The sequence below is a fragment of the Psychrobacter sp. NPDC078631 genome (assembly GCF_050268165.1).
Lineage (GTDB): Bacteria > Pseudomonadota > Gammaproteobacteria > Pseudomonadales > Moraxellaceae > Psychrobacter.
The window spans coordinates 326989-352402 of sequence record NZ_JBNNGG010000003.1; the positions used below are offsets into that span (position 1 = coordinate 326989).

At 44.1% G+C, this 25414-nt stretch carries 21 protein-coding genes; 6 read left to right on the forward strand and 15 right to left on the reverse strand.

The features are described 5' to 3' along the window. Positions 1–271: 271 nt before the first annotated feature. The 8 genes from ACQKCP_RS10170 to ACQKCP_RS10205 form a co-directional block, all read right to left on the reverse strand. Positions 272–1264, reverse strand: coding sequence for a D-alanine--D-alanine ligase (locus tag ACQKCP_RS10170; RefSeq protein WP_298809125.1), 993 nt, complete (start codon positions 1262–1264; stop codon positions 272–274). Positions 1265–1287: 23 nt separating this feature from the next. After that, entirely contained in the window at positions 1288–2727 is a 1440-nt protein-coding gene (murC, locus tag ACQKCP_RS10175) for a UDP-N-acetylmuramate--L-alanine ligase (RefSeq protein ID WP_160022333.1), read from the reverse strand. A gap of 66 nt (positions 2728–2793) precedes the next feature. Continuing rightward, positions 2794–3879, reverse strand: a complete 1086-nt coding sequence (gene murG, locus ACQKCP_RS10180; protein WP_427612238.1) for an undecaprenyldiphospho-muramoylpentapeptide beta-N-acetylglucosaminyltransferase — start codon at positions 3877–3879, stop codon at positions 2794–2796. A 296-nt stretch (positions 3880–4175) separates the two neighbouring features. Beyond that, complete coding sequence (gene gshB / locus ACQKCP_RS10185; RefSeq protein ID WP_427612239.1) at positions 4176–5147, reverse strand: glutathione synthase; 972 nt, start codon at positions 5145–5147, stop codon at positions 4176–4178. A 52-nt stretch (positions 5148–5199) separates the two neighbouring features. Continuing rightward, complete coding sequence (gene pyrE / locus ACQKCP_RS10190; RefSeq protein WP_427612240.1) at positions 5200–5913, reverse strand: orotate phosphoribosyltransferase; 714 nt, start codon at positions 5911–5913, stop codon at positions 5200–5202. Positions 5914–5975: 62 nt separating this feature from the next. After that, a complete protein-coding gene (locus ACQKCP_RS10195) occupies positions 5976–7010 on the reverse strand; it encodes a hypothetical protein (protein WP_427612241.1) in 1035 nt (344 codons plus the stop codon). Positions 7011–7090: 80 nt separating this feature from the next. Then, positions 7091–7930, reverse strand: a complete 840-nt coding sequence (locus ACQKCP_RS10200; RefSeq protein ID WP_427612242.1) for an SDR family oxidoreductase — start codon at positions 7928–7930, stop codon at positions 7091–7093. 135 nt (positions 7931–8065) lie between these two features. Then, the gene (locus ACQKCP_RS10205; RefSeq protein ID WP_427612243.1) at positions 8066–10213 is read right to left on the reverse strand and encodes a DUF4105 domain-containing protein; all 2148 of its coding nucleotides are present in this window, start codon (positions 10211–10213) and stop codon (positions 8066–8068) included. A gap of 151 nt (positions 10214–10364) precedes the next feature. Here ACQKCP_RS10205 and ampD point away from each other — a divergent pair, with 151 nt between their 5' ends. The 4 genes from ampD to ACQKCP_RS10225 all read left to right on the forward strand — a co-directional run bounded on the left by ampD (position 10365) and on the right by ACQKCP_RS10225 (position 13974). Next, positions 10365–10973 carry a 1,6-anhydro-N-acetylmuramyl-L-alanine amidase AmpD gene (gene ampD, locus ACQKCP_RS10210; RefSeq protein WP_427612244.1) on the forward strand — a complete coding sequence of 203 codons (609 nt, stop codon included), beginning with the start codon at positions 10365–10367 and terminating at the stop codon, positions 10971–10973. A gap of 36 nt (positions 10974–11009) precedes the next feature. Beyond that, complete coding sequence (locus ACQKCP_RS10215; protein WP_427612245.1) at positions 11010–11528, forward strand: hypothetical protein; 519 nt, start codon at positions 11010–11012, stop codon at positions 11526–11528. A gap of 142 nt (positions 11529–11670) precedes the next feature. Further along, positions 11671–13221 carry a murein biosynthesis integral membrane protein MurJ gene (gene murJ / locus ACQKCP_RS10220; RefSeq protein ID WP_057761456.1) on the forward strand — a complete coding sequence of 517 codons (1551 nt, stop codon included), beginning with the start codon at positions 11671–11673 and terminating at the stop codon, positions 13219–13221. A gap of 129 nt (positions 13222–13350) precedes the next feature. Beyond that, entirely contained in the window at positions 13351–13974 is a 624-nt protein-coding gene (locus ACQKCP_RS10225; RefSeq protein WP_427612246.1) for a hypothetical protein, read from the forward strand. A gap of 11 nt (positions 13975–13985) precedes the next feature. Here the strand turns inward: ACQKCP_RS10225 and ACQKCP_RS10230 are convergent, their stop codons facing one another. Further along, positions 13986–14606 (reverse strand): N-acetyltransferase family protein, encoded by a 621-nt coding sequence (locus ACQKCP_RS10230; RefSeq protein ID WP_427612247.1) that lies wholly within the window; start codon positions 14604–14606, stop codon positions 13986–13988. 215 nt (positions 14607–14821) lie between these two features. On the opposite strand from ACQKCP_RS10230, the gene ribF reads away from it, so the two are divergent. After that, on the forward strand, positions 14822–15904 hold the full coding sequence (ribF, locus tag ACQKCP_RS10235) for a riboflavin biosynthesis protein RibF (protein WP_427612248.1): 1083 nt from the start codon (positions 14822–14824) through the stop codon (positions 15902–15904). 79 nt (positions 15905–15983) lie between these two features. On the opposite strand, the gene ACQKCP_RS10240 is transcribed toward ribF, so the two are convergent. From ACQKCP_RS10240 to ACQKCP_RS10255, 4 genes are all read right to left on the reverse strand, one after another. Next, positions 15984–16223, reverse strand: a complete 240-nt coding sequence (locus tag ACQKCP_RS10240; protein ID WP_160022359.1) for a DUF2789 domain-containing protein — start codon at positions 16221–16223, stop codon at positions 15984–15986. A gap of 294 nt (positions 16224–16517) precedes the next feature. Continuing rightward, positions 16518–17507: a malate dehydrogenase gene (locus ACQKCP_RS10245; RefSeq protein WP_201568741.1), complete on the reverse strand. Its 990-nt coding sequence runs from the start codon at positions 17505–17507 to the stop codon at positions 16518–16520. 369 nt (positions 17508–17876) lie between these two features. After that, on the reverse strand, positions 17877–18557 hold the full coding sequence (locus ACQKCP_RS10250; RefSeq protein WP_427612249.1) for a ribonuclease T2: 681 nt from the start codon (positions 18555–18557) through the stop codon (positions 17877–17879). A gap of 495 nt (positions 18558–19052) precedes the next feature. Then, a complete protein-coding gene (locus tag ACQKCP_RS10255) occupies positions 19053–21194 on the reverse strand; it encodes a transglycosylase SLT domain-containing protein (protein ID WP_427612250.1) in 2142 nt (713 codons plus the stop codon). Positions 21195–21541: 347 nt separating this feature from the next. Between ACQKCP_RS10255 and miaB the strand changes: the two genes are divergently transcribed. After that, positions 21542–23035, forward strand: coding sequence for a tRNA (N6-isopentenyl adenosine(37)-C2)-methylthiotransferase MiaB (gene miaB / locus ACQKCP_RS10260; protein ID WP_191114172.1), 1494 nt, complete (start codon positions 21542–21544; stop codon positions 23033–23035). Positions 23036–23136: 101 nt separating this feature from the next. Here the strand turns inward: miaB and ACQKCP_RS10265 are convergent, their stop codons facing one another. Further along, positions 23137–23373, reverse strand: coding sequence for a hypothetical protein (locus ACQKCP_RS10265; protein WP_427612251.1), 237 nt, complete (start codon positions 23371–23373; stop codon positions 23137–23139). 150 nt (positions 23374–23523) lie between these two features. Beyond that, the gene (locus ACQKCP_RS10270) at positions 23524–24738 is read right to left on the reverse strand and encodes an RtcB family protein (RefSeq protein WP_427612252.1); all 1215 of its coding nucleotides are present in this window, start codon (positions 24736–24738) and stop codon (positions 23524–23526) included. Between the last annotated feature and the right edge of the window lie 676 nt (positions 24739–25414).

Sequence of the window (25414 nt, forward strand, 5' to 3'; positions counted from 1 at the left end):
ATTAAAAATATAGCTCATATACAGCGATTACGTCGATTTAAACGTAACATTTTTCTTAAATTATGAATAAGTTATCAGTTGTATTCACAAAACAACATAAATATCACCGAAATAGACCTATTCTTACAATATTAACGTATTTTATGGTTAAACAATAGCCAAACACTAACTAGCAGCAGCGAATTTACACAAGTTTACACGAAGCTGTGGTATAGCAGCTCTAGTGACACAAAGAGTCATCACTATCTGCTCAATTTAGTTGATTTGACAGTTATAGCGTTTGTGCCAAAATATGCCAACATAGCGCGTCAAAATCTAGTCCGCGAGCTTTAGCTGCCATCGGCACCAAACTGTGACTGGTCATACCTGGTACAGTATTGATTTCAAGCAACCAAAAATTGCCTGCTTCGTCTTGCATCGCATCGATACGCCCCCAGCCTTTTGCATCTACTGCACGAAATGCCGCAAGGCTTAAATCTTGCAAGTGCTTTTCATCAGCAGCGCTCAATCCACAAGGAATGTAATAACTGGTATCGTTACGATTATACTTGGCTTCAAAATCATAGAAGTTAGTAATGTCGGCAGGCTCAAGGCGAATAACTGGATAGGCTTCGTCATCGATAATAACAATCGTAAATTCGCGACCTGTAATCCAGCGCTCAGCCATTACCGCATCACCACATTCCACTGCAGTTGCATAAGCGGCAGGCAGCTCATCAAGATGATTAACCTTAGTCATGCCAATGCTTGAACCTTCATGAACTGGTTTAATGATAAGTGGCAAACCTAGCATGTTAACCACTTGCTGCCAGTCAGTATCAGCCGTCAATAATGAAAATGGTGCAGTTGAAAGGCCGCAACCTTGCCACAGTTGTTTGGTACGTACTTTGTCCATACCTAGTGCAGAAGCTAGAATCCCTGAACCAGTTTGCGGTATATCAAACCACTGTAATACGCCTTGCAACAAGCCATCTTCGCCGCCACGACCATGCAACACATTAAACACGCGGTCGAATTTGCGTAGCTCAGTAATGTCTTGATGCTTTGGATCAAAGTGAGTGGCATCAACGCCTTGGTTTTGGAGTGCTTGCAATACTGCCGCACCACTATCCAAAGACACGCTGCGCTCATTGCTACTGCCACCATAAATAACGGCGACTTTGCCAAACTGACTGGCGTCTTTTGTATGAGTCGTCGTGTCTAAAGATGTATCGTTGATAGCTGCATTTTGAGTGCTATTATTGTCTTTATTATCAGTTGTCATGAGGATCGTCCCTAAATTTTAGCTTACTTAATATAAAGGTTATTGGCAGCCAAATCGATAGCAATTTGTCCGACATTACCAGCGCCTTGGGTGATCAGCATATCGTTAGCTTTTAACAAACGCTGCATCACAGGGGCTAGATTGTCTTTATCAATAATAGTCGGTTCAACTTCACCGCGCAAACGGATACTGCGCGCTAGTGACTTGGTATCAGCGCCCGTAATCGGGTTCTCACCTGCTGAATAAACATCTAATAATAATAGCTCATCAACACTCGATAGCACTTCTACAAAATCATCGTAGCAATCACGGGTACGGCTATAACGATGCGGCTGAAATAGCATCACTAAACGACGATCAGGGAAGCTTTGACGAGCGGCTTTGATGGTCGCATCAACTTCTTTTGGATGATGACCATAATCATCAATCAATAAGACATTACCATCATCGATATCGACAGAGGCGTGCTGCTCAAAACGACGACCTACGCCTTCAAATTTCTGCAAGGCACGCTCAATCGCTGCATCATCAACGCCTTCGTCAGTCGCCATCGTGATAGCAGCAAGCGCGTTATAGACGTTATGTGTACCAGGAATGTTCAACGTTAGACGTAATGGCTCACGGTCACGGCGCAGTACGGTAAAGTGAGTTTTAGTTCCTTCTGTCACCAAATCTACAGCTTGTACATCATTGAACGGCTCAAGGCCAAAGGTCAATACTGGACGACCGATATCATCAATCATTGCATACAGCTCAGGGTCGTCACCGCAGACCACTGCCAAACCGTAAAATGGCATGTTTTGTAGAAACTGGATATAGGCGGCTTTTAATTTATCAAAGCTGTTTTCGTAGGTTTCCATATGGTCTTGGTCGATATTGGTCACAATCGCAGCCATCGGATGCAATGACAAGAACGATGCATCAGACTCATCAGCTTCTGCTACCAAGAAACGGCTGCTACCCAATGCCGCATTTTTGCCTGACGCATTTAACTTACCGCCGATAACATAGGTAGGATCTAGCTGTCCTTCTGCCATCATCGTGGTGAGCAAACTGGTTGTCGTCGTTTTGCCATGCGCACCAGCAACTGCGATACCATGACGATAGCGCATTAATTCACCAAGCATATCGGCGCGGCGTACCACCGGCAGACGAGCTTCAAGCGCTGCTTTTACCTCAGGATTGCTACGATCAATCGCTGATGAGACAACGATAACATCGGCATTGGCAATATTTTTGGAGTCATGGCCTATCGATATCTCGATGCCAATCTGCTGTAGACGCTTAGTCACCAAGCTTTCTGCGATGTCAGAACCACTGACCTGATAGCCTTGATTGTTCATCACCTCAGCGATACCACACATGCCTGAGCCACCAATACCGATGAAATGCAAATGCTGGATACGGCGCATTTCTGGTATTTCAATCAAACGCTTAGGTAGAGCTTTCGCAGAGGTAGGCATAAGGATCTCTCTTTATTAAAGGTCAATAAAACTTAGTAAATTCGAATAAGGGGTATAGATGACAGACTATAGTGCTTGCCAAATGATATCAGCAACTTGCTTACTCGCACTACGGTTGGCCAATGCGTGGCCTTTTTTTGCCATGGCTAAGCATTTCTCTCGATTGAGTGCGCCAAGCTCGTCACTTAGACTCTTGGCAGTTAGCTCTGACTGCGGTAATAGAATTGCAGCATCATGCGAGGTCAACGTGCGTGCATTAGCCGTCTGATGGTCATCCACTGCATGCGGTAGCGGTACAAAAATAGCGGCGATGCCGACGTTTTGAATTTCAGTCACGGTCAATGCACCTGCGCGGCAAACGATGATGTCTGCCCAGTTATAAGCTGCAGCCATATCATTTATAAAGGGCTGTACAGTAAACTGGTGGTTGTTTAAGTCTTGTGCGCTATAAGCTGCTTGCGTGGCTGCTTCATTGTTGCGTCCACACTGGTGTAGGACTTCAAATGGCTGATCTAGTAATGCTAATGCTTTTGGTACTGTATCATTTAATACCTGAGCGCCAAGTGAACCGCCTACTACCAACAGCTTAAGCGGTGAACTGTCATTTACATCGTAGCGTATGGTTGGCTCTGCGACACCAGTAATGGCGTTACGCACAGGATTGCCCACTGTCTCAAGCTTGGCATCTTGCTGACTATTAGCAAAGGTATTTTCAAACGCTTGTAATGTTTTGGTCGACAGTTTAGATAAGTAGCGGTTGCTCATGCCAGCGATGGCATTTTGCTCATGGATGATCAACGGCGTATTAGTCATACGTGCAGCAATACCGCCGGGTGCAGTGACATAACCACCGAATCCAACGACCACATCGATCTGATTACTACGAATCACTTTTACGGCAGCCATCGTCGCGGATAACAGAGTCATTGGTAGCTTCAATAATCGACCAACGCCTTTACCACGAAGTCCTTGCATATTAATAGCATGAAAAGGATAACCTGTCGGCTCAACCAAACCGTTTTCCATACCGTTTGGCGTTCCCAACCAATGAATTACCGCACCGCGCTGGGTCAGCTCGTCGCTCACTGCAAGCGCTGGAAAAACATGCCCGCCCGTACCAGCTGCCATCATCAATATATGCGGTGTTTTCATGAACGCCTGCCTATCTTTACTTTATTTATATGAAGGGTTTATCTCACTGCTGCGCTGACAATTATGAAAAATCATGACCTAGCCAAAGCCCGCATAGTATAGAGGAAATCATTGTCTTATATACAGTACTTTATGCAGCAAAAATAACAAAAATCCAAGCCATGATCGGTCATAGCTTGGCGTCGTGTCATGCTAATAAACGGTAAGGAAAATCAATGACTAACGATGCCTCAAAATATGGGTTTTACGTAGTCAAAATATTCCTGAACTCAAAACTTTCCTCAACATAGCTAAAGCTACGCAGTAAATTTATTCTCAATCGCCATGATAAAATCGGTCGCGATATCTGTACCGCATTGGTCATCAATCTCGCGTACGCACGTTGGGCTAGTGACGTTAATCTCAGTGATACGTCCACCAATCAAGTCTAGACCAACGAACATTAGGCCCTTTTCTTTGACGATTGGTGCCACAACTTCTGCTACTTGGCGTTCGATATCAGTCAATGGCATAGCAACGCCACTACCACCAGCTGCTAGATTACCACGGGTCTCGCCTTTGGTTGGAATACGAGCCAAACTATAATCTCCCACGACTCCATCGACGATTAATACGCGCTTATCGCCCTCTTTGATTTCTGGCAAATAACGCTGCGCCATGATGGGCAAAGTCTCAAGCTCAGTCAGTACCTCTAACGTCACTCCAATGTTTGGGCTATCAGCAGTCAAACGAAAAATACCAGTGCCGCCCATACCATCTAATGGCTTGACGATGACATCCTGTTGTTCAGCGATAAACTTACGAATGTGTGCTTGTTTGCTGGTTACAATCGTTGGGCTCATATAATCACTGAACCACGTCGCAAATAACTTCTCATTGCAGTCGCGAATTGCCTGCGGATCATTGACCACGAGCACGCCTGCGGCTTTGGCATGGTCAAGCATATAAGTGGCATAAATAAAGCGCATATCAAACGGCGGATCTTTGCGCATCAAAATCACGTCATAGTCGCCGACTGGCCCTGTGCTTTTATCACCCAATGTATAGAAATCTGCAGGATCACGCTTTACTGTAAGCGGCTGCGTATCAACCATCAACTGACCACGGTCCAACCACAGGTCATGAATCTGACAATAACCGAGCTGATGGCCACGGTCTTGAGCGGCCCACATCATAGCGAGACTGGTGTCTTTTTTATAATTAACCCGCTCGATCGGATCCATAATAACGAGTATTTTTAGCGATTTTTCTTGTTTTTGTTGGCTCATGATAAGACTCACTTACGTTATATTATTAATATGAAACGAACTCAGTGCCCAACTATACGCCGTACTGCTCACGGTAATGTTGCATTTTGGCTAACTGGGTCGCGTCTTTATGCTGGCCGTTTTGTGCACCATGGTCATCGGCCAAATAACTGATTAAATCATCGATATCAACCAATGCACGCACAGGCACTTGTAAGGTCGCAGCAAGCTCTTGAATCGCAGAGTGCGCTGCTTGACCTTTTTCTTTACGATCAAGTGCGACGATAATACCAGCAACGCTTGCGCCTGCTTTCTCTAAAATCTCGACTACTTCGCGCATGGCTGTACCCGCTGTGATGACGTCGTCAAGCACCCAAACTGCCTTGCCAGTTACGTCAGCACCGACCAAATTGCCGCCTTCGCCGTGAGTTTTGGCCTCTTTACGGTTATAGCCCCACTTGGCGTTAATACCATGATGTAACCATAGCGCTTGCGCCGTCGCTGCGACAAAAGGAATACCTTTATAAGCCGCACCAAAGATGACCAGCTCTTGCTCATTATCGCCGTTATGTGCACCCATTTCTTCAGCCAAGGCATCTGCATAACCACGTGCTAGTAACGACAACATCTCACCAGTCGCAAGCAAGCCTGCATTAAAAAAGTACGGACTGATACGACCAGACTTTAGAACAAACTCACCGAATTTGAGCACTTGGTTGTCTAGAGCCAGTTGAATAAATTGATGAGATGAAAATGTAGGGTCTTGAGGGCGTGTTACATGAGACATTATGACATTCCTATCAGCAAAAAGAGGGGACAAAAAATTTGCATTATTGTACGCATTATTGATCAGCTTGACCAACCATTGATCTCATAATCCTGCATATTGGCGTAGCGAGTCAACAAACCACTACGCGACGAGATATTAAAATAGCTTTGTCCATCTGCTCGGACTTGTATCTCCCAGCCCAAATGATAAGCGGCAACAATAATATGACTAGCAAATAGTCGAATCTGACGATATGCGTGGCGTTGCGACGGCTCACAAACGATCTGGCTGAGCAAGTAGCTACGCACATACTGACAAATTTCTGCGGCGCTATAGCTATGATTGATACTCTTACGGGTACTACACTGCTTTAGCGCATGGACGGCCACGCTACATGCCATAATATCCGTGGCCAAACTGCCCTCGCCTGTTTCAAACTGCTGCGGTTGTAGTATCACTTGCCAATCGTCGGCATATAGACTGTTGAGTAGCTCATCAGGATTATAGCGTTTGGTCAATGCGCGCATAGATAATGCAGAATTTTGAGCCTTGCTGTCATTATTTGAGTCATCATCTGAATCGTTATCTGATTCAACCCCGGTAGCGCTATCAGTAGGCAAAGACCCATAACGGTTCAGTTTTGGATAAGCGCGAATCGCCTGTTGAATATCTGACATGTCTAACAACGTCATATCCGATAATGTCGATATTAGTGGCTGCTCACTATGATTCTGATGAAAGCTATCCGGCAATTCGATAAGCTGTGCTGCATTCAGCAATGATAAATGCTCTGCCAGTGCTTCTGAAGCAATCAGCGACCATTTCGATAAGCTGTCTGCATTGGGCTGATAAAACCGTGTCGAGTTACCGTAGAGCCTGCGCAGTTGACCATTTAGGCGACGAGCAGGCTCAGGAATGTCACTTAATGGTCTGGCAGGATCAAGAGGAGATTGTTTGGGATCAAAGTTAGGATGTACGATCGCAGGCTGCTGTGAATCAGCTAATATAGACGATTGCTCAGCCTTTTTTTGGACGTGACCTTCTGCCAGCTGCCCACCTTCTGTTGCCAGATTAGCATGGGATAAACGGTCATCAGAAGTAGAAGGCTGGGACATGAAATCTCCATAGACTATAAAATAAATAAGAACGATTACACCAAGGGCTATTTTACTCTTTAGGGCTTAACTCTAAAGGCTTACTCTTGATGGTTTAAAATATCACGGTAGCCTGTCTGCCAATCAGCATAATCAAGCCAAGCTAACGGAATGTTGCTGTGCAAGCGTTTTCCTGTCACTGAGGTTTTTGTATTATCAATAGTAGGAGGTGTCTCGCCAACCTGCTCACTAAGCCAAACCCCTAGCTCAAACGTAGTAACAGGTCGATAGTCCGTCGCTAGATAGACAGACTTTGGTGCTTTTATCGTCAAAACTTTGGCGATGATATTGACCAAGTCGCGATCCATAATACGGTTGCTCCAATGCTCAGCTGGCACTGGATCTTTATTTGGCTCACGAGCCTTACGTAGTCGCATTAAGCGCTCGCGCCCATAGATACCACTAGGACGGATGACCACTGCTTTATCACCAAAGCCTTGTTGCAGCGCTTGTTCTGCTTGCAATATGAATTTCGAGGCTTCACGCGCAGGCGTAACAGGTGCAGTATGCTCATCAATCCACTCACCATTGTCCTGACCATAGACACCAGTAGAAGAAATGAATACCACACGTTCAATTTTAGTGAGCTGTGGAGCAAGCGTTGCTAAATGCTGGCTAATCGCTAGATAACTGTCGTGATAACCGCTGGTTGAATACTCGTCAGGGGTGACGATAATTGCAATATGAGTAAATGTTTGTAGCTGCTCAGCCGTCAAAGTCAACGCATTAGTCTGCAAAAAACCTGCACTATCTACCAAACCATAATGATGACGCTCACTACGAGCCATCCCAGTCACACAATAGCTATCTTGGGCAAGTTTATTGGTCACTGGCAGGCCGATATCACCTTGTCCGATAATTAGTAAATTTTGCGTACTCATAAAGCATCTTTTCCTTTATACAACTTCCTTTATACAACGATTACAGCGCTTAGAAGCCATTTTGTTTAAATTAATGCCTAAATCAACAGCTAAAAATGCCTAAATCAGTGTCTAAACCAATATCTAAATCAGTGCCTAAAAATACCGTCTGTACGATAGCTGTATATCATCATTGGCATCGATACGTTCTTGCCATTCGTAATTGGCATTGATACGTAATGCTTGTTTTTTATCAATATCGTATTGCAGCCCTAAGCTTGAGACTGGTTGCCAATAATGGCCACGGACGTTGGTTTCATCGCTGCTGCCATGATACCAATATGGCAATTGCAATTCAGCTTGCGCGCGTAACTGATTGTTAATCTGATAACGGCAGCCTGCATTGATACCTGCGCCTAGACGAAAACCTTTATTGATACCGCGTCCTACTTGCCCCGTACCTGCTAAAAAGGTATAGCACAATTGCGGCGGCATCTCACCAGTACCTGAGGCTGGTGTACCAAATGCCCATGACCAGCCTTTCTCGTAACCCACGCTACCGACCAAATGATCCGTACCTGCCTCTTGCGATCCATCGTTTACTCGCGTCGCCTCGATACTGGCACCCCAAGTATTGCCTTTTTTGGCTGCATTGACTGGATTAAAAGAGCGTCCTCGAATCAACGTGACGTTTTGCAAGACCACATTGTCTGGCTGGTTGGGCTTATTATCATCTGTGTCATACAATCGTAATGTCGCAGCCAGCCCTTCTAAGTTAAAGAATTGTGGATACCCTGAGGCGTGGTCAAGCGTATCATGAAACCCCGCTCGAAACCCAATATCCATATAGTCATCGTCGCCACGCTGCCCTATACCTATCGTACCCAACTGTAGCGGATGCCTGTCTATTGGATTATTATCCGATACGTCGATTTGACGCTTGAGTAGTGTTTGCCCATCAGCTGACATGCTCGATACAGGGTTAAGCTGCGCAGACTTGATCTCATTCACGGTTTGTTTGGCGCTATTGTGATAGCCCAACTGCGCGCGCTGTTGTTTTTTATCATTGAGCTGATTTTGACGTAAGGTATTATCAGCAGGCGTATAAGTGGTACTTGCCAGCAACTGCTTATCATTTAATAGTTGAATCACATCAGAAGGCACGACGGCGTAAGACAATTGGCTCAGTAAGTTTTGCTGCGGACGGACCACATCAATAAGACGCAAAATCTCAGAAGCACAATTGTCCGTGGTAAAGTAATACGGCATCTTTAATGCTTTGGTTTCCCAAACGTGGCGCATAATCTGCTGCACTTCCGCCGGCGTCAGACTCAACTGATATGTCCACGTATCACGTTCATCGTCTTGCAGGTATTTCGCTAGCATCTCTGGATAAGGGTCAATTTCGATAGCGCTGTTGTAACTACCAATCATTGACTTAGTAGCATAGATCGGGAAACTGTCGTTTGGATCACCGTCTACCGTATAGTTCAGCGCATAAGCCTTATCGATTTGGTTTGGATCGGCGATACTCAATTTTGAGTCAATGCGTAACAGCGTATGAGCAAACGCAGAGAGCGGATTGTCCAAATACTCCTGCGCAAACATGATAGATAGCTGCTCAGGCGCTAATGCCGACATCCATTCATCCAATTCCGGACAGTCAGCAGATAGACTTGCAGCATCGATCGCTAGCACCTCTGCTAGCCATGCCACTCGCGCTGGAAAACGGCACAAGACAGAATTATTATTGGTATCAGTTTTTGCTTGGTCATTATCAGTCGCTGATGATGACACCAACTCTTGTGCAAGTGCCGCGAGCATCGCGTCCAACTCTGCACCTGAATCCCGTTGACCATTTTTACTTAAAAAAAAGCTCGGGTCATCAACCAAACTCTCGGTTTTCTTTTTACCCAATACACTGTTTTTATCATCGTAAAAATACAACAAGCGTCGCCATGTTGTATGCTGTGCCAACTTGTCTGTTTTTACTTGCTGCCGCCATATCGATAGCAGCCGTTCTGTCGCTAAACTTGATTCAGATAAAGTACTCTTTTGAATATTAGGTATAGCACTACTGATGCTACCCGACTCAGATAATGCATCTGAATTAGAATAAGTAGGTGCTGTGCTGGATGCGTCAGGTGACAATGCATCTGATTCAAGGACAGAGAGCGGCGTTGGTAAAAATGCCTGTGTTTGAGCTGAGAGTAGCAACCCTGCTATAGCCAATGGCAGACGTGCTCGCAGGCCAATGGTCATTAGCGTACAATCGATAGGTATGGACGTCAGTTTTATAGACATGAGGTAGAATCTCGCACGTTATTATTCATACGCTATCAGCGTTATTAAAGTTTCTGGGTCAAAAATTCGAACACATAGCCCGCTATCGTTTAGCTATTTAGATAGATTGTCTATTACACCATTATCAATACTAGTACAAAAAGAGAGCATTATGCCCGTATTATCACCAAACTCATCATCTACGTCGCCAATGACTATCAAAGATGGTCTACTATCGGCAGCCACTTGGCTGGCCTCACCTAATTACAATGTAAGGCCAAAAGGTTTAAGTATTGACACCATCGTCGTACACAATATCAGTCTACCACCGAATGAATTTGGCGCCTGCGACACTAGTGGCACACATTATGTGAAAGCATTATTTACTAATCAATTGGACTGGGATGCTCATCCTTATTTTCAAACAATTAAAGGCGCAGAAGTATCAGCGCATTTATTTATCGAACGTGATGGCGCTATCACTCAGTTTGTCAATTTCAACGAACGGGCGTGGCATGCTGGGCGGTCTAGCTACTTGGGCCGACCTGAATGTAATGATTATAGCATTGGCATCGAGCTTGAAGGGTCGGATTTTGTGTCCTTCACCTCTGCTCAATATGAGCAGCTAGCCGAAGTAATTGCCGCCATGTATAAGGCCTATCCCAAAACACGTCGCCACTTGACGGGCCATAGCGATATCGCGCCTGGGCGTAAAACTGACCCTGGTGATTTTTTTGAATGGGCAAGGTTGCGTGAGAGTATCTCGAACCTATTAAATTAGGGAGTGGTCTAATATGAATTACTGTATGGAGAATTTATGACTTGGATTGAGGTAGTTGATTCAGCAGTTAAGATTGGCTTGGGTGCATTTATAACAGGCATCATCGCTTTTGTACTGTCTACAACTCAGCATCGTAATGATCGCAAGAAGGCGAAAGTTGCACGCGAATTCGAGATGCTAAAAGAAGTGGCAGAAAAAACAGAGTCTTTCAATAACGTTGCTTTAAGGTATTGGTCATTATATTCTGATTGGCGTAGAAGGTTAATACTAGATAGCTCTGTTCCCAAATCAAACATTTTATTAGATGCTCAACATGATCTATTCAATAGCTTTAGTGAATTGACTACAGCAGAATCCTTATTATTGCTATTTGGTTATAACGAAGCTTCAATTTCACTAAGATTATATGGTGAAACAGTGATAGCCTTCAGAAAAAGAGTGGCATCTTTAGATATACCTTTTGATGAAAATGACGCAGCCAGCTATAGAGAATCTATGATTGATAAGCGGGCTCAGTTATTTCAAATACTAAACGAAATTTATAAAACGATCTAAGATAAGAAGTCTCAGTTTTCCACATATCATATTCCACATCCAATCCATTTATCTCAATGGTGAAAGTGATATAATTCGTCAGTTTTTCATCCATATCACATCGGCACATAACTCAATATACAACTTGGCAAGATAGGTTCTCATGGCAAAAAGTCGGTTATTTCGTTCAACCATGGTGGTCAGCAGTATGACCATGTTATCGCGTATTTTAGGTTTGGTACGTGATGTTGTATTGCTAGGGGTTTTTGGTGCAGGTGGTTTGATGGATGCCTTTTTGGTCGCCTTCAAAATCCCAAACTTCTTACGACGACTGTTTGCAGAAGGCGCGTTTAGCCAAGCATTCGTGCCAGTCCTGTCCGAATACAAAGAAAAGTACAGCTTACAACAAGTGCAGATTTTGGTCAGTCGCACCTCGGGCGCATTATTGCTAGTGTTATCGATGCTGACAGTGGTGGTCATCTTAATCGCACCTTGGGTGGTAACGTTATTTGCCCCTGGGTTTGCCGATCAACCCAATAAGTTTGCCATCACTGCTGAATTACTGCGTCTTACCTTTCCGTATTTGCTATTCATCTCTATGACAGCCTTTGCGAGTGGTATTCTGCAAAGCTACGGTCGTTTTGCCGCACCCGCCTTTGCGCCAGTGCTGTTGAATCTGTGTATGATTGGTGGTGCTCTGATTTTTGCGCCAATGTTTGATACACCCATCATGGCGCTTGGCTATGCCGTTGCTATCGCAGGTTTGCTACAGTTTTTGATTCAACTGCCGCAGCTCTGGCAACAAAAGCTGCTTGTCGCACCAAAGATTGACTTCCAGCACGAAGGTGTTCGTCGGATTTTGAAACTGATGTTACCTGCTATCTTTGGTGTTTCTGTTACTCAGATTAATTTACTATTGAACACTATCTTTGCCTCGTTAATGATTGGCGGTTCCGTCTCTTGGCTCTATGCAGCTGAACGTATGAGCGAGCTACCATTAGGTCTGATTGGTGTGGCAATTGGTACCGTCATATTACCAAGCCTATCAAAAAGCGAAGCTCAAAAGGACGATGTCAGTTTCAAAAAGACCATCGACTGGGCAGCACGTCTTATCATCTTGGTCGGGGTCCCCGCCTCAGCTGCCCTATTTGTACTGGCAGATGTATTGATGCAAGCGCTGTTCTTACGCGGTGAGTTTACCTTACGTGACGCCCAGATGAGCTCACTGGCCCTACGTAGTATGGCAGGTGGTATCTTAGGGTTTATGCTTATTAAGATTTTTGCCCCTGCATTTTTTGCGCGTCAAGACACCAGAACCCCTGTAAAAATCGGTATCATTTCTGTCATCGCCAATATGATCTTTAGTGTTATTTTTATCGGGATATTTTACTTCTTAGAGATACCGCTACATGGTGGTCTGGCATTGGCTACGACTGGCGCTGCTTTTGTAAACGCAGGCTTGCTATATTACTTCTTACATAAGCGTGATATTTTCCGTTTCGGTCCGCATTGGAAAAAGCTGTTTACGCAGTTTGCTATCTCGACTGGCTCTATGATTGGTGTGCTTTATTTTATGCTGCCTTACTTCCCTACCGATCAGGCTCAGTGGCAACGTATCGTCGCGCTGATTATTATGTGTGCCGTCGGAGCGCTGGTTTACGGTGTGGTATTGCTAGCGACTGGTTTCCGTCCGCGTCAGCTAAAGCACGGTTAGGATAAAATATAAGCAAACTTATGACAGGCTTACGAAACCAAAACAAGCCTGTCATGAGAAATGACAATGCTCGCTGCTAATAATTGTCATAATAGATCACTAATGAATACATGACATTTGAGGTTTAATATGACAACGAAACAGCCAATCTTTCAGCGCTTACCAATTTTGCTAGCAACTGGTGTACTAAGCACTGGATTACTTATTAGCGGTTGTAGCAATAATGAGTCGGCTGAAACTGCTACCGAGAATGAAGATGTGGCAGCGACCGTTGATACCTCAGAAGACGTCACATTAGACAATGATACGACTGACCAAACGATGACCGATGACCGTGGTAGCGAAGCAGGTGAAATTACAGATGGCACTGAAGATAAGACAGCGATTGATAGTGACAATATTAATCCAGTTACTGATGCGGCCGAACAAAAAAGCCTAGTAACCAATCCAACTCAAGCCGGTACTCCAGAGGATATTGTCAAGCAAGCCTTAAACAGCTTATATTACGGTGACGTAAAGGATGCGGCGTCATATTACCAAGTTGATATGGCAAACTTCGAAGAAGAGCTTGCCAATACCCAGTCTGCGTTTCAGCAAACGGTGGATGGCGTTACGATTACTGATACCAAATACAACGATGATAAAACTCGTGCCACCATCACTGGCGAGCTGATGCTAAAAGGACAGAGCGAACCTGCACCACTGACCTACCAGCTACAGAAGATAGAAGGTCAATGGAAGATTTTGGGTTAGAGCGTTTTAAATTAAATTGTTTCAGACGCTTTATCTAAAATATCTTCTGACGTGACTGCTTTGCCAAGCATCACAACATCAGCGATAAACCCTTCCATATCGCAGACTTCGGGCATATAGCCCCATTGTTCAAAGCCAAGCTTACGGAATAATCCTAAGCTTGGATGGTTATGAGCAAAGACAAGGGCAATGACATTTCGAATACCTAGGCGTGGTGCTTGCGTCAACATCCAACGGGTCAGCAAACTGCCTAACCCTTTGCCCTGATAATCTTGATTTAGATAAATGCTAATCTCGGTACTGATATGATAGGCCGTACGTGCGTACAAATCACTAAAGCTGCCCCATGCGACTATCGGTTCCTTTGTTTGATCCACGTCATCTGATGGTAATGCCTTGACCACATATATCGGTCTGGTTGCGCTATCCAAATGTTCCTCAAACCAAGCGGCACGTTCCTCTAGCGTAACCAATGCAAGATTGGCTGTTGCTTGTTTGCCCGGTATGCTTTGATTATAAATGGCTAAAACTTCTGCTAAATCTTCTTTACCTGCACGCTGCACAACGAACTGATCGGTGAGCTGATATGTCGATAGTTCGGTTGGTATAGTATTTAAGGCAGCAGCAGACATAAGATCTCCATCGTTGTCGAGATTGTTGTTAGGATTGGTATTAGCATCATTGGCAATAAAGAATAGCTACCCTACGTGCCATACTTGCATTACACGTAGACTATAGGATGTTAGTGTGGCTATTTTACTTTATAATGGCTGGTTTTAGACACATCAATTTTAAGCATAGATGTGTTTTTTCGTTTTTTATTTGGTCTCATCATAGCTGAAAACTTATGAAAACCTATTTTCTTGAGCAACTGATTTCGTCGCCACACACCTCATCTACGGACACTGTCCCAGTAGAGTTGGCATCTTGCGTGCTCACTATCGGTAATTTCGACGGTGTGCACCTTGGTCATCAAGCCATGCTAGCCCAAGTTCGTGAGATTGCACATACCCAAAACTTGGGTGCGGCGGTCATGATATTTGAGCCGCAGCCACGTGAGTTTTTTGCACCTGCTAAAGCGCCTGCACGTTTGACCAATCTGGCAGAGAAGCAAGCACTGCTAGCAGAATATGGCGTTGAGACATTGATCGTAGCAGGTTTTGATACAGAGTTTCGCTCGCTATCAGCACAAGCATTTGCCGATATAGTAGCCAAGCGTTTGAACGTAAAAGCATTGGTGCTGGGCGATGACTTTCGCTTTGGCCATGATCGTACTGGCGACAGTCAGTTTTTGCGTGATTATGGTTTGGATGTGACCAACCTGCATACGGTCACTGATAGTAATACTGATAGCGACATTGTTGATAGCGACAGTATTGATACGACCGATAACGACGCTGCCCGTATCAGCTCTACTCGGGTTCGTGATTTACTATTGGCAGGTGATCTTCAGGCGGCCAATAGGTTACTTGGTCGTGACTATGCAATCACAGGAGTGGTTGTGCGCGGCGACCAGATAGGTCGAACAATAGACTTCCCTACCGCAAATATCGATTTGCAACGAATAAAACCTGCCCTACATGGTATTTTTGCAGTTGACGTGGTGAGCTTAGATGACAATGGTAATGTGATAGCTAATGGTTTGACTGCGCTTGCCACCGACGGTCATACAGGTGTTGCCGGCTTGCGTCCACATAGTTTGTTCGGCACGGCTAATATTGGCAAAAGACCTTCTGTTGATAAAGGTGATGACTGGCGACTAGAAGTCCACTTTCCGCAGTTGCAAGCTGATTTATACGGACTGAACTTACACGTACGTTTCCTACACTTCTTGCATGGTGAGCGTCGCTATGATGGATTAGAAGCATTAAAAGCCGGTATTCATCAAGATGTCGCCGACTTACTTGAGTGGCGCGACAAGCAAATTTAAAATTTAGTGTTAGTCCAGACATAAAAAACCCCGCGTTATTAAGACTATCGCGGGGTTTTTCAAATATGTTTATAAATCTTTATGCGTCAGGATGTAAACGGACATTTAGCTCATCAATGGTTTCTACCCATGCTGCATCTTTTTGCCACTCTTCCTGTAGGAACATACGCTGATTATCTGTCCAAATGCTAGCCTCTGTCAGTTTTTCTTCACTAGCTAATTGGTTTTCTGCGATAAAGTTATCAATTGCTTCATCAGAGCTATCTAGACCTAACTGAGCAAATAACTCATTCATACTGTATTCTGGTTCACCCAACATAACTTTCTCCTTAAATGGTACGAATATGGCCGTACTTATTGTTTAATGTGCTTATTATTCAAATTGACATATTCATTGTAGCAAGCTTTATTTTAATAGCTGTTAATCAACGTTTATCTAACGTTATCAATTGTATTAACGGTAAACTGATTTTATTCGTTCAAAATGATGATTAAATTGCTCTCATCTGCCTATTTCTTATAGACATAAAAAAAGCCCTCATATTTAAGAGGGCTTTTTTGTACTACTTATCTTTACTACTTAAATCATAGCTTACTGGATAGCAGCTTAGATTTACGGTAGTAAATGTGCTACTGCATCACGCTCTTCGCTAAGCTCTTGCTCAGTGGCAGCCATTTTCTCTTTAGAGAAATCTGATGATACGTCAACGCCGTCTACGATAGACCAGTCGCCGTTAGTGCATGTGCATGGGAATGAGTAGATCAAACCTTCAGCAATACCGTATTCGCCGTTTGAGTAAACGCCCATAGATACCCAATCGTTTTCATCAGTACCTAGCGCCCACGTACGCATGTGTGCGATAGCAGCGTTGGCAGCAGAAGCCGCAGATGATGCACCGCGAGCTTTAATAATCGCAGCACCGCGCTGTTGTACTTCTGGGATATAAGTCGCTTCGTACCATTCACGATCAACTAAATCTAGCGCAGGCTTGCCGTTTACCGTACAAGTGGTTAGATCTGGATACTGAGTTGACGAATGGTTGCCCCAGATGATCATTTTCTTCACGTCATTTACAGTGCTGTCAGTCTTGCCAGCCAACTGTGCCATAGCACGGTTGTGGTCTAGACGAGTCATTGCAGTGAAGTTGCGTGGATCAAGATCTGGTGCATTGCGCTGAGCGATAAGTGCATTGGTGTTGGCAGGGTTACCGACTACCAATACTTTTACATCACGACTAGCGACTTCGTTCAATGCTTTACCTTGTGCTGAGAAAATCGCAGCGTTGGCTTCTAGCAAATCTTTACGCTCCATACCTGGGCCACGAGGACGTGCACCAACCAGTAAAGCATAATCGATATCTTTGAATGCGACATTAGCATCGTCAGTTTGGACGATACCAGCCAACAATGGGAATGCACAGTCTTCTAGTTCCATGACCACACCCTTTAGGGCGTCAAGAGCTGGCGTAATTTCAAGTAATTGCAAAATAACTGGCTGATCTTTACCTAGCATCTCGCCAGATGCAATACGAAATAGCATCGCGTAGCTGATATTACCAGCGGCACCAGTGACGGCAACACGTAAAGGCTGTTTCATTGACATTGAATACTCCCTAATTAATTATTAGATAATTCTAATGAACGATTATCATTTTAGATATCGACTTGTTTGCCGCATAGCAGCATGTATAAACCGAGAGCTAGTGTAGCACTTCATCGCAGTGACCGTCTAGATACAGTCATAGACCCGTCAGGGATTATATTGTTACATTTTATACGAGAGGATTTCTGCAGAGGCTAAGCGCTTACGGATAAAGCGCTAGAGGGCTTTATCACATGATAACTAAAGCACATTTTCACTACGTTATGCGTAGATATAATGGTCAAAATAGGCAATTTTTACTATTAGGTTGGGCTAAGTGAAATGAAAAACGGTATCAAAAAAGAGGTCTAAGCAGATAATAAGTAAAGTCTATCGTCCACCTGAAATGATAAATTTACTGCCACAGCTGTCTACAACGTCATGACAAGTGCCAAAATCACTACCCTCATAACACACATGTATATCAGTGAGTATCGATTGGCGACGGCTGCCTTCTTGACAAATGAGGTCCACACTATTCGAAGACATACCACTATTGAGGCGAGTCATTTGACTGATAAATCGTGATTTAGAAACAGTATAACTATTACCAGTATTTAGCTCATTTGGTAGTTTTAATCCACCTGCATAATTGGTAATCTGGCGGAAGTAACTGCTGGCGCTAAGCGGACTACAAGCTCCATAACGTTGCCACGTTTGGCTACGTACCGTTGTGTCAGGCATGATGCGGTTGACGACTTTTAGTTGTAGCGGTGTAAGGCGTGGCTCACTACCGCGACCGCAGCGCTCACCATATCCCATATCCAGACCAGATACAGTCAACGAATAACCTTCTAAACACTGGCGCATACGTGCCCTCGTCGGCTGCATATTGCATAATGCTGGGGTCATCTCGATCATCAATACGCGCTGACCAGTCTTAACCGTGCTAGCCGCCTGTACTGGCATCAATACAACACCTTGTATTAGTAGTAAAGCGCCGAAGCTCATCGTCGCTTTGATACTACCTACACTGTGTTTACTAGCCAACCCTGCACGCAATTGCACCATAGAATTAGCAGCCTTGTTGCTTACGTTTGTATCTGTCTTTGTATTTGCCTTCGATAAAAAGCATATCCGATTAGATAACGAATATTTGGTTTTTGGCGACGTAGACAGACTAAAATATTTTTTGATCATAGGACTGAGGGCAGTTAGTTAGCAATGATAAGACATAGGCTATAACTTAAATCATTAGACGCGATACATAAAACACGCATTGACCTAAGAACAAGACTGAAAAATAGGGTTTCCCATTAAGGCAATGGTAACAAAACGTTTTTTTTAATCTATAGCAAAAACGTAAACGTTGACGACATCGTCAGGAAGCTCGATAAATGTTGATAAAGAACTGAAGGATAAAGAATATGAAATTTATCTTAGCCAGATGAGTATTGCTCGGGCAAAGCAAAGTTGATCAATTAACAACTAGTAAAGCAAATCAGCAGATAAAAATAAACCACTAACAATAACTCATTAGTGGTTTATCAAATGCAAGTTCAGTGATTAAAAACCAGCTGGCACCGTACCCATACGCTGACTAATCGGCTGACCACGACCCAATAGACTGCTGTAGATAGTGGCGTTTTCCATTACGTGTTTGACATAATTACGTGTCTCTGGGAATGCAATCGACTCTACATATTGATCTGCGGCAAGTGAGCCATAAACTGGCTGCCAACGTTTGGCATTGTTAGGTCCAGCGTTATAGCCTGCGGTTGCCAATACTGGCTGATAGTTTAGCTTACCCAAGATATCACCCATATACCATGTACCATAGCGGATATTAGTATCACCACTGTTGGCACGGCTCGCACTATACGTTTCGCCTAGATTGCGAGCGATATATTTTGCGGTGTCAGGCATGACTTGCATTAACCCGCTCGCGCCCACGTTTGAGCGCGCAGAGGATACGAAACGGCTTTCTTGACGCATAATACCGTACGCCCATGCTGGATCAATACCCGCTGATTCACTATAACGCACAACTGCGCTTTGATGCGGCATCGGATGCGAAAGTGCTAAGCTATCCACTCTATCAGTATTATCAACCGCATAAATCGCTCGATCGAGCCAGCCCATATCATAGGCTTGACGAGCAGCGGCAATAATTAAATTGTCATCACGATTATCACGAGCTTGCTTCACCGCCCAGTTCCACTCGCGATTGGCATAAGCACGACTGGCCTCAGAGTTGTATAACGCAAACGCACGAGCAAAATTCGCATCTTGCATGACGCGCGCGCGGTCAGCGGTACTGACATTAGGCAAATTACTACCGCCTAAACGGCTAGCATCAAAACGCTGCCCTATTTTATCTTTTGCCATTAGACCGTAATAGTCATTACTTTTTGCTAAGTTCTGATACATTTTTTTAGACGTATTGCGCTTGCTACTATCGCTTGACTGCTCATACGCACGAGCTAGCCAATACTGCCACTGGGCTTCTTTTTGCGTTTCGCCATCCATTTTTGAGATAGCTTCTACCACATCATCCCAACGACTGAAGCGAATCGCTGCCATAGCGTAATCTTCAGCTTCTTCAAAATTAAAATCATTGTCCAAACTGTTGCGGAACCAATCCACTGCTTCAGCGTTAAAACCATCGTCAGTGTTGTGATTCATACGCTGCACGCCAAGCGTACGATAAGCATAGCGTCGCGTTTCGTCATTTAATAATTTGACCGCGCGCTGATTGTCTTGTTTGATATCAAAGTCTAACTGTAGCGCCGCCTCACGATAAGACTTATCAGCCATACGGCCGATTGCGTACATATATAGGTATTGATTGGTTTGGCTTGCAGGCTCACGACCAAAACGGCTAAAGAAAGAAGACGGGTTTAGCTGAATTTCACTGAGCGCAGAATAAGCAATTGGCGTACCAAGGCGCGAGGACAATGCCATAATATCGCCTGTCTTGCCTTTACGTAGCATACGCTTGAGACGAGCCGCACGATCTTGATTACTAATTAGTGCGTTGTTATTCATCTCCATCGCTAGCTGATCGCACAATGCTGGTTGCTTTTTGGTGGTCAGCCATACATCAGATTTGGCTGCCATAGCACGCATGGTGTCACCGCCATTATTAAACCCAAGCGCAACGGCACAGCGCTCACTGGCATCGGCATTGGTAATCAAATTGGCTACCTGTCTAACCGAGGCATAATCATTCGATCCTGCCTTGGTCTCCGCAAAGTCAGCCACTAATTTTTCAGCCATAACCGTATCTGGATACTGACGCACAAACTGTGAGACAGCTGCTGAACTCTGTGAATTAAGATCTAAATTCATGCGCCAATAGGTCGGATACATCGCAAACAAGCCGCCGCTCATGACTTGCTCATAGTTATAGAGCGCACTCACATCACCGCGGTCTGCGGCGATAGCGGCCGCCATAAATGAGTCAATACTACTGTCTTGCTGATAATCTTGTTGATAGTTACTTTCTTGTTGGTAGCTTTCCTCATCGCCCCATGTCAACTCGGCACAAGCGACTTGTGACACACCAAGTGCACTGACCGCTGTTGCCACGCTCAACGCGCTCAACGCGCTCAACCGTAGCGTACCTACTGTGATTCGCTTTGACGCGTGTTTTTGACTGATAGACTCTTCATCCTTGATGCTATGCGCAACACGCAACTTTGTCATACTGACTCTCTTTATGATATCTCTATAAATATGTGAATAACGGTTCGCTAAGTACCGCCAAGGGTATAGCAATCATCATACTATACTCATTGTGCTTTCAACTATCTCCTTTACCTTTTGTTAATAAATAGGACAGCACGGTGTAACATAGAAGTGATAACGAGCCGCAGTTTTTATGAATGGTAATATGAACGACAGTAAATAATTGATACTGCTATGAATTATTTATCATATTGATACCTCATCGCTCGTGCTAATTTTTCACATTGGCACAGGGTTGTGATAAAATACGCCACCTGTTAATCCGCTACTCCGCTATATTTTTGGTCAATCATGGACTTATCCTTATGAGTGTTACTGTATTCAATCCCCGCATCGATGACGATGCTGTTGCTGAGACGACTGTCACCGCACGTGCTGTCACTGCACTCAAAGAAGCAAGTTCAGCCCAAGCGCCCGTCGAAAAAGCAGCGACAAAAAAGGTCTTTGTCACGACCCAAGGCTGTCAGATGAATGTCTATGACTCTGGCAAAATGCTAGATGTGCTAGGCGACTCACATGGTATGGAAGTGACTCATGATATCGATGAGGCCGATGTACTACTGATGAACACCTGCTCTATCCGCGAAAAAGCGCAAGAGAAAGTCTTTTCAGAATTGGGTCGCTGGCGCAAACTAAAAGAAAAACGCCCTGACCTCGTCATTGGTGTTGGTGGCTGTGTGGCTTCACAAGAAGGCGATAATATTCAGAAGCGTGCACCCTACGTCGATATGGTATTTGGCCCGCAAACCTTGCATCGCCTGCCAGAGCTATACGACCAATCAAATGAGCAACGTGAAATCGCACCTAAAAATCGTATCGGTACGATTGATGTGTCGTTCCCTAGCATCGAAAAGTTTGACTTTTTGCCAGAGCCAAGAGTAGAAGGCTATAAAGCGTTTGTCTCTATTATGGAAGGCTGTTCAAAATATTGCTCATTCTGCGTAGTGCCTTATACTCGCGGTGAAGAATTATCGCGTCCACTTGATGATGTGTTGGCTGAGATTGACAGCCTTGCCGCTCAAGGTATCCGTGAAATCAACCTATTGGGTCAAAACGTCAACGGCTATCGCGGCGAAAAAGACGATGGCAGTATTTGCCGTTTCGCTGAGCTACTGCACTATGTATCACATGTCGACGGTGTTGAGCGTATTCGCTATACGACTAGCCATCCGCTAGAATTCACTGATGATATCATTGACGCGTATGCACAATTGCCAGAGCTGGTTTCACACTTACATTTACCTGTTCAGAGTGGCTCAAACGCTATCTTGGCAGCGATGAAGCGCAACCATACGATTGATGTGTATATCAATCAGATCAATAAGCTTAAAGCCATTCGTCCTGATATTCACTTATCGAGTGACTTTATCATTGGCTTCCCTGGTGAGACCGATCAAGACTTCCAAGATACGTTGAACTTGGCGAAAGAGTTGAACTTCGATCACTCTTACAGCTTTATCTACTCTAAGCGGCCAGGCACGCCAGCCGCTGAGTTGCCAGATGATGTAAGTTTCAAAACTAAAAAAGAACGCTTGGCTGAATTCCAAAAAGTCATCATTGACTCAACGCTAGCGAAAACGCATGAAATGGTCGGCACCACGACACGTGTGTTGGTGGAGCAAGTGGCCAATCGTCATCCTGATTGCTTAATCGGTACAGCAGATAACACTCGTACCGTTATGTTCCCTCATGATGTTGAGAAAATGGATGAGCTATTGGGTAAACTCGTGAGCGTACGTATTACTGATTTCGTTAGTCCGCACATGGTGAAAGGTGAGCTAATCGAAGTATTGGCATAGCGGTTAAGGTAATAATGGTTAAATTATAAGTTTGAGTAAGAATAAGAAAGCCGTTCACTAGTATAGCGAACGGCTTTTTTGTGGGTGAATATTAACTATCATTATTCTGATAACCAATCTGTCTTCAGTAACTGCTGCTTGGTCTCGCGGCGACGTTTTTTTCGGACGATATCGATATCTTCTTTTTCATGAATACCACCTTTTCTTAATAGTGGATCCAGTGCCAAATAGTTGCGCGGCTTGACTGTGCCTAGCGAGTGTTGCACACCTGTCTCAGCTTGCTGCTCTAACTGTCGTTCAATCTGTTTGGCCTTTTTTAAGGTTTGTTTTAAGCTCATATTGTTACCTATATTTTTAACAACTCTAAATCTGTTTTATATGTTCGAGTGACAGCATAGTGGGATCACGACTAGGAAATCGAGCGCAAATAGTACACTTAGTACATTTAGCTCGATTGAAACTGTCGTGACTCGCTATGGTTTTATTCGTTAGCCTTTAATACACATGACCTGCTTAAGCGTATGCACCACTTCAACCAAATCTTTTTGATTGGCCATCACTTCATCAATGTCTTTATACGCTCCGGGTATTTCATCGATGACGCCTTTGTCTTTGCGACATTCAACACCTTCCGTCTGCGCCTTTAACTCGTCGATGGTGAACGCTCGTATGGCTTTACCACGGCTCATCTGTCGTCCTGCCCCATGTGAACATGAGCAAAACGATTCTTCTGCGCCAAGACCACGTACGATAAAGGATTTTGCGCCCATAGATCCTGGGATAATCCCAAGCTCACCAGCATAAGCACTGATCGCACCTTTACGCGTCACATAAACTTGCTCACCGAAATGCACCTCTTCATTGACATAATTATGATGACAATTGATGGCTTCTTTGGTCAGCTGAAATCGAGGCAACCCCGCTTGTGGCGACTGCAATGACTTAATGACGAGACGCATCATCTCGCGGCGGTTCTCTAATGCGTAGTCCTGCGCCCAGCTCACTGCTTCGACATAATCAGCAAAACTATCAGACCCTTCGGCAAAGTAAGACAAATCTCGATCTGGCACATGACCGAAGCGCGATTGACGTTCTTTTTTGGCAAGGTTGATGAAATAACGACCGATACAGTTACCAATACCGCGACTGCCAGAATGCAGCATTACCCAGACATCATTGTTTTCATCCAAGCACAGCTCAATAAAGTGATTACCACCGCCCAATGTACCTAACTGCTTTGCCCAAGTACGCTCAAAACCTTTAAGCATTTTAAGTAAACCTGGGTGTTTATCGGTAATTGGCTTTAGGCGTTTGCCTAATGGATCAAGTGTGGAGTTTTTCGCTTGGATTTGCTTGTGCATGTTGAAACCCACAGGCACTTGCTGTTCCACTACTGAACGTAATGACCTTAAGCTATCAGGCAAATCACTTGCCGTCAGGGACAAACGTACTGCGTTCATACCGCAGCCGATATCCACACCGACCGCCGCAGGAATGATGGCAGACTTGGTCGGAATCACGCTGCCAACGGTTGCGCCTTTGCCAACGTGTACATCAGGCATAACCGCAATGTGCGAATGTACAAACTCTAGCTGAGCCAAGTTACGTAATTGCTGCATGGCGCCTTGCTCAACATCCGAGGTATAAATCTTGACAGGTACGCCATGTTTACTATTTTTATTTAATACTAATTGAATGCTCATTATTTATTTTTTCCAATTTTTTTATTTTGAAGCCATGTATTTTTTAATTTGCCTATTTATATTTTTAAGACACAGTTATCCGTCTTAAATAAACACGATGTTTAATAAGAAAATAAATATTAAATAAAAAATTTAGGCAATAAAAAACCGTATTTTTATTAATTAAAAAATCAATAAAAATTCATGGTTAATTTATTATGGACATTTTAAAGAAATATAATATAGATCAGAACCGTCGGCCACAGCGTAAATATTATACGCATAGGAAAGCTTTAGCTAAATCATAGCCTGAGTCGCTTTATTAGCAATAACGGTAAAGAAAAATGTTAGGCAAACAGATAACAGCAGGTGCAATATGGCTTAGCACGATCGCAGAGCAAATTTGGCACAGTAGACTTAGAAAAAAGATAGCGCAAGTAGATACAGAAGGCTATTCGTTGATATCGATAGATGGGATATCACTCAATAGCTTATATAAAAATTTAGCCAAACCTTTTCGAAGGTGTCATTGCTGTCATGTGGTTTACACATTCAATCTTTAAAAACGTCTTGGTAGTTATATAGGACACGATGATTCCTCCATAGGTTGTGGCTAATGTCAGGGAGACAATAGCAGTTGATTGAAATGATTTATCGCTTATGAAAGATAAGCGATATAAATCAATGAGCCAATAAT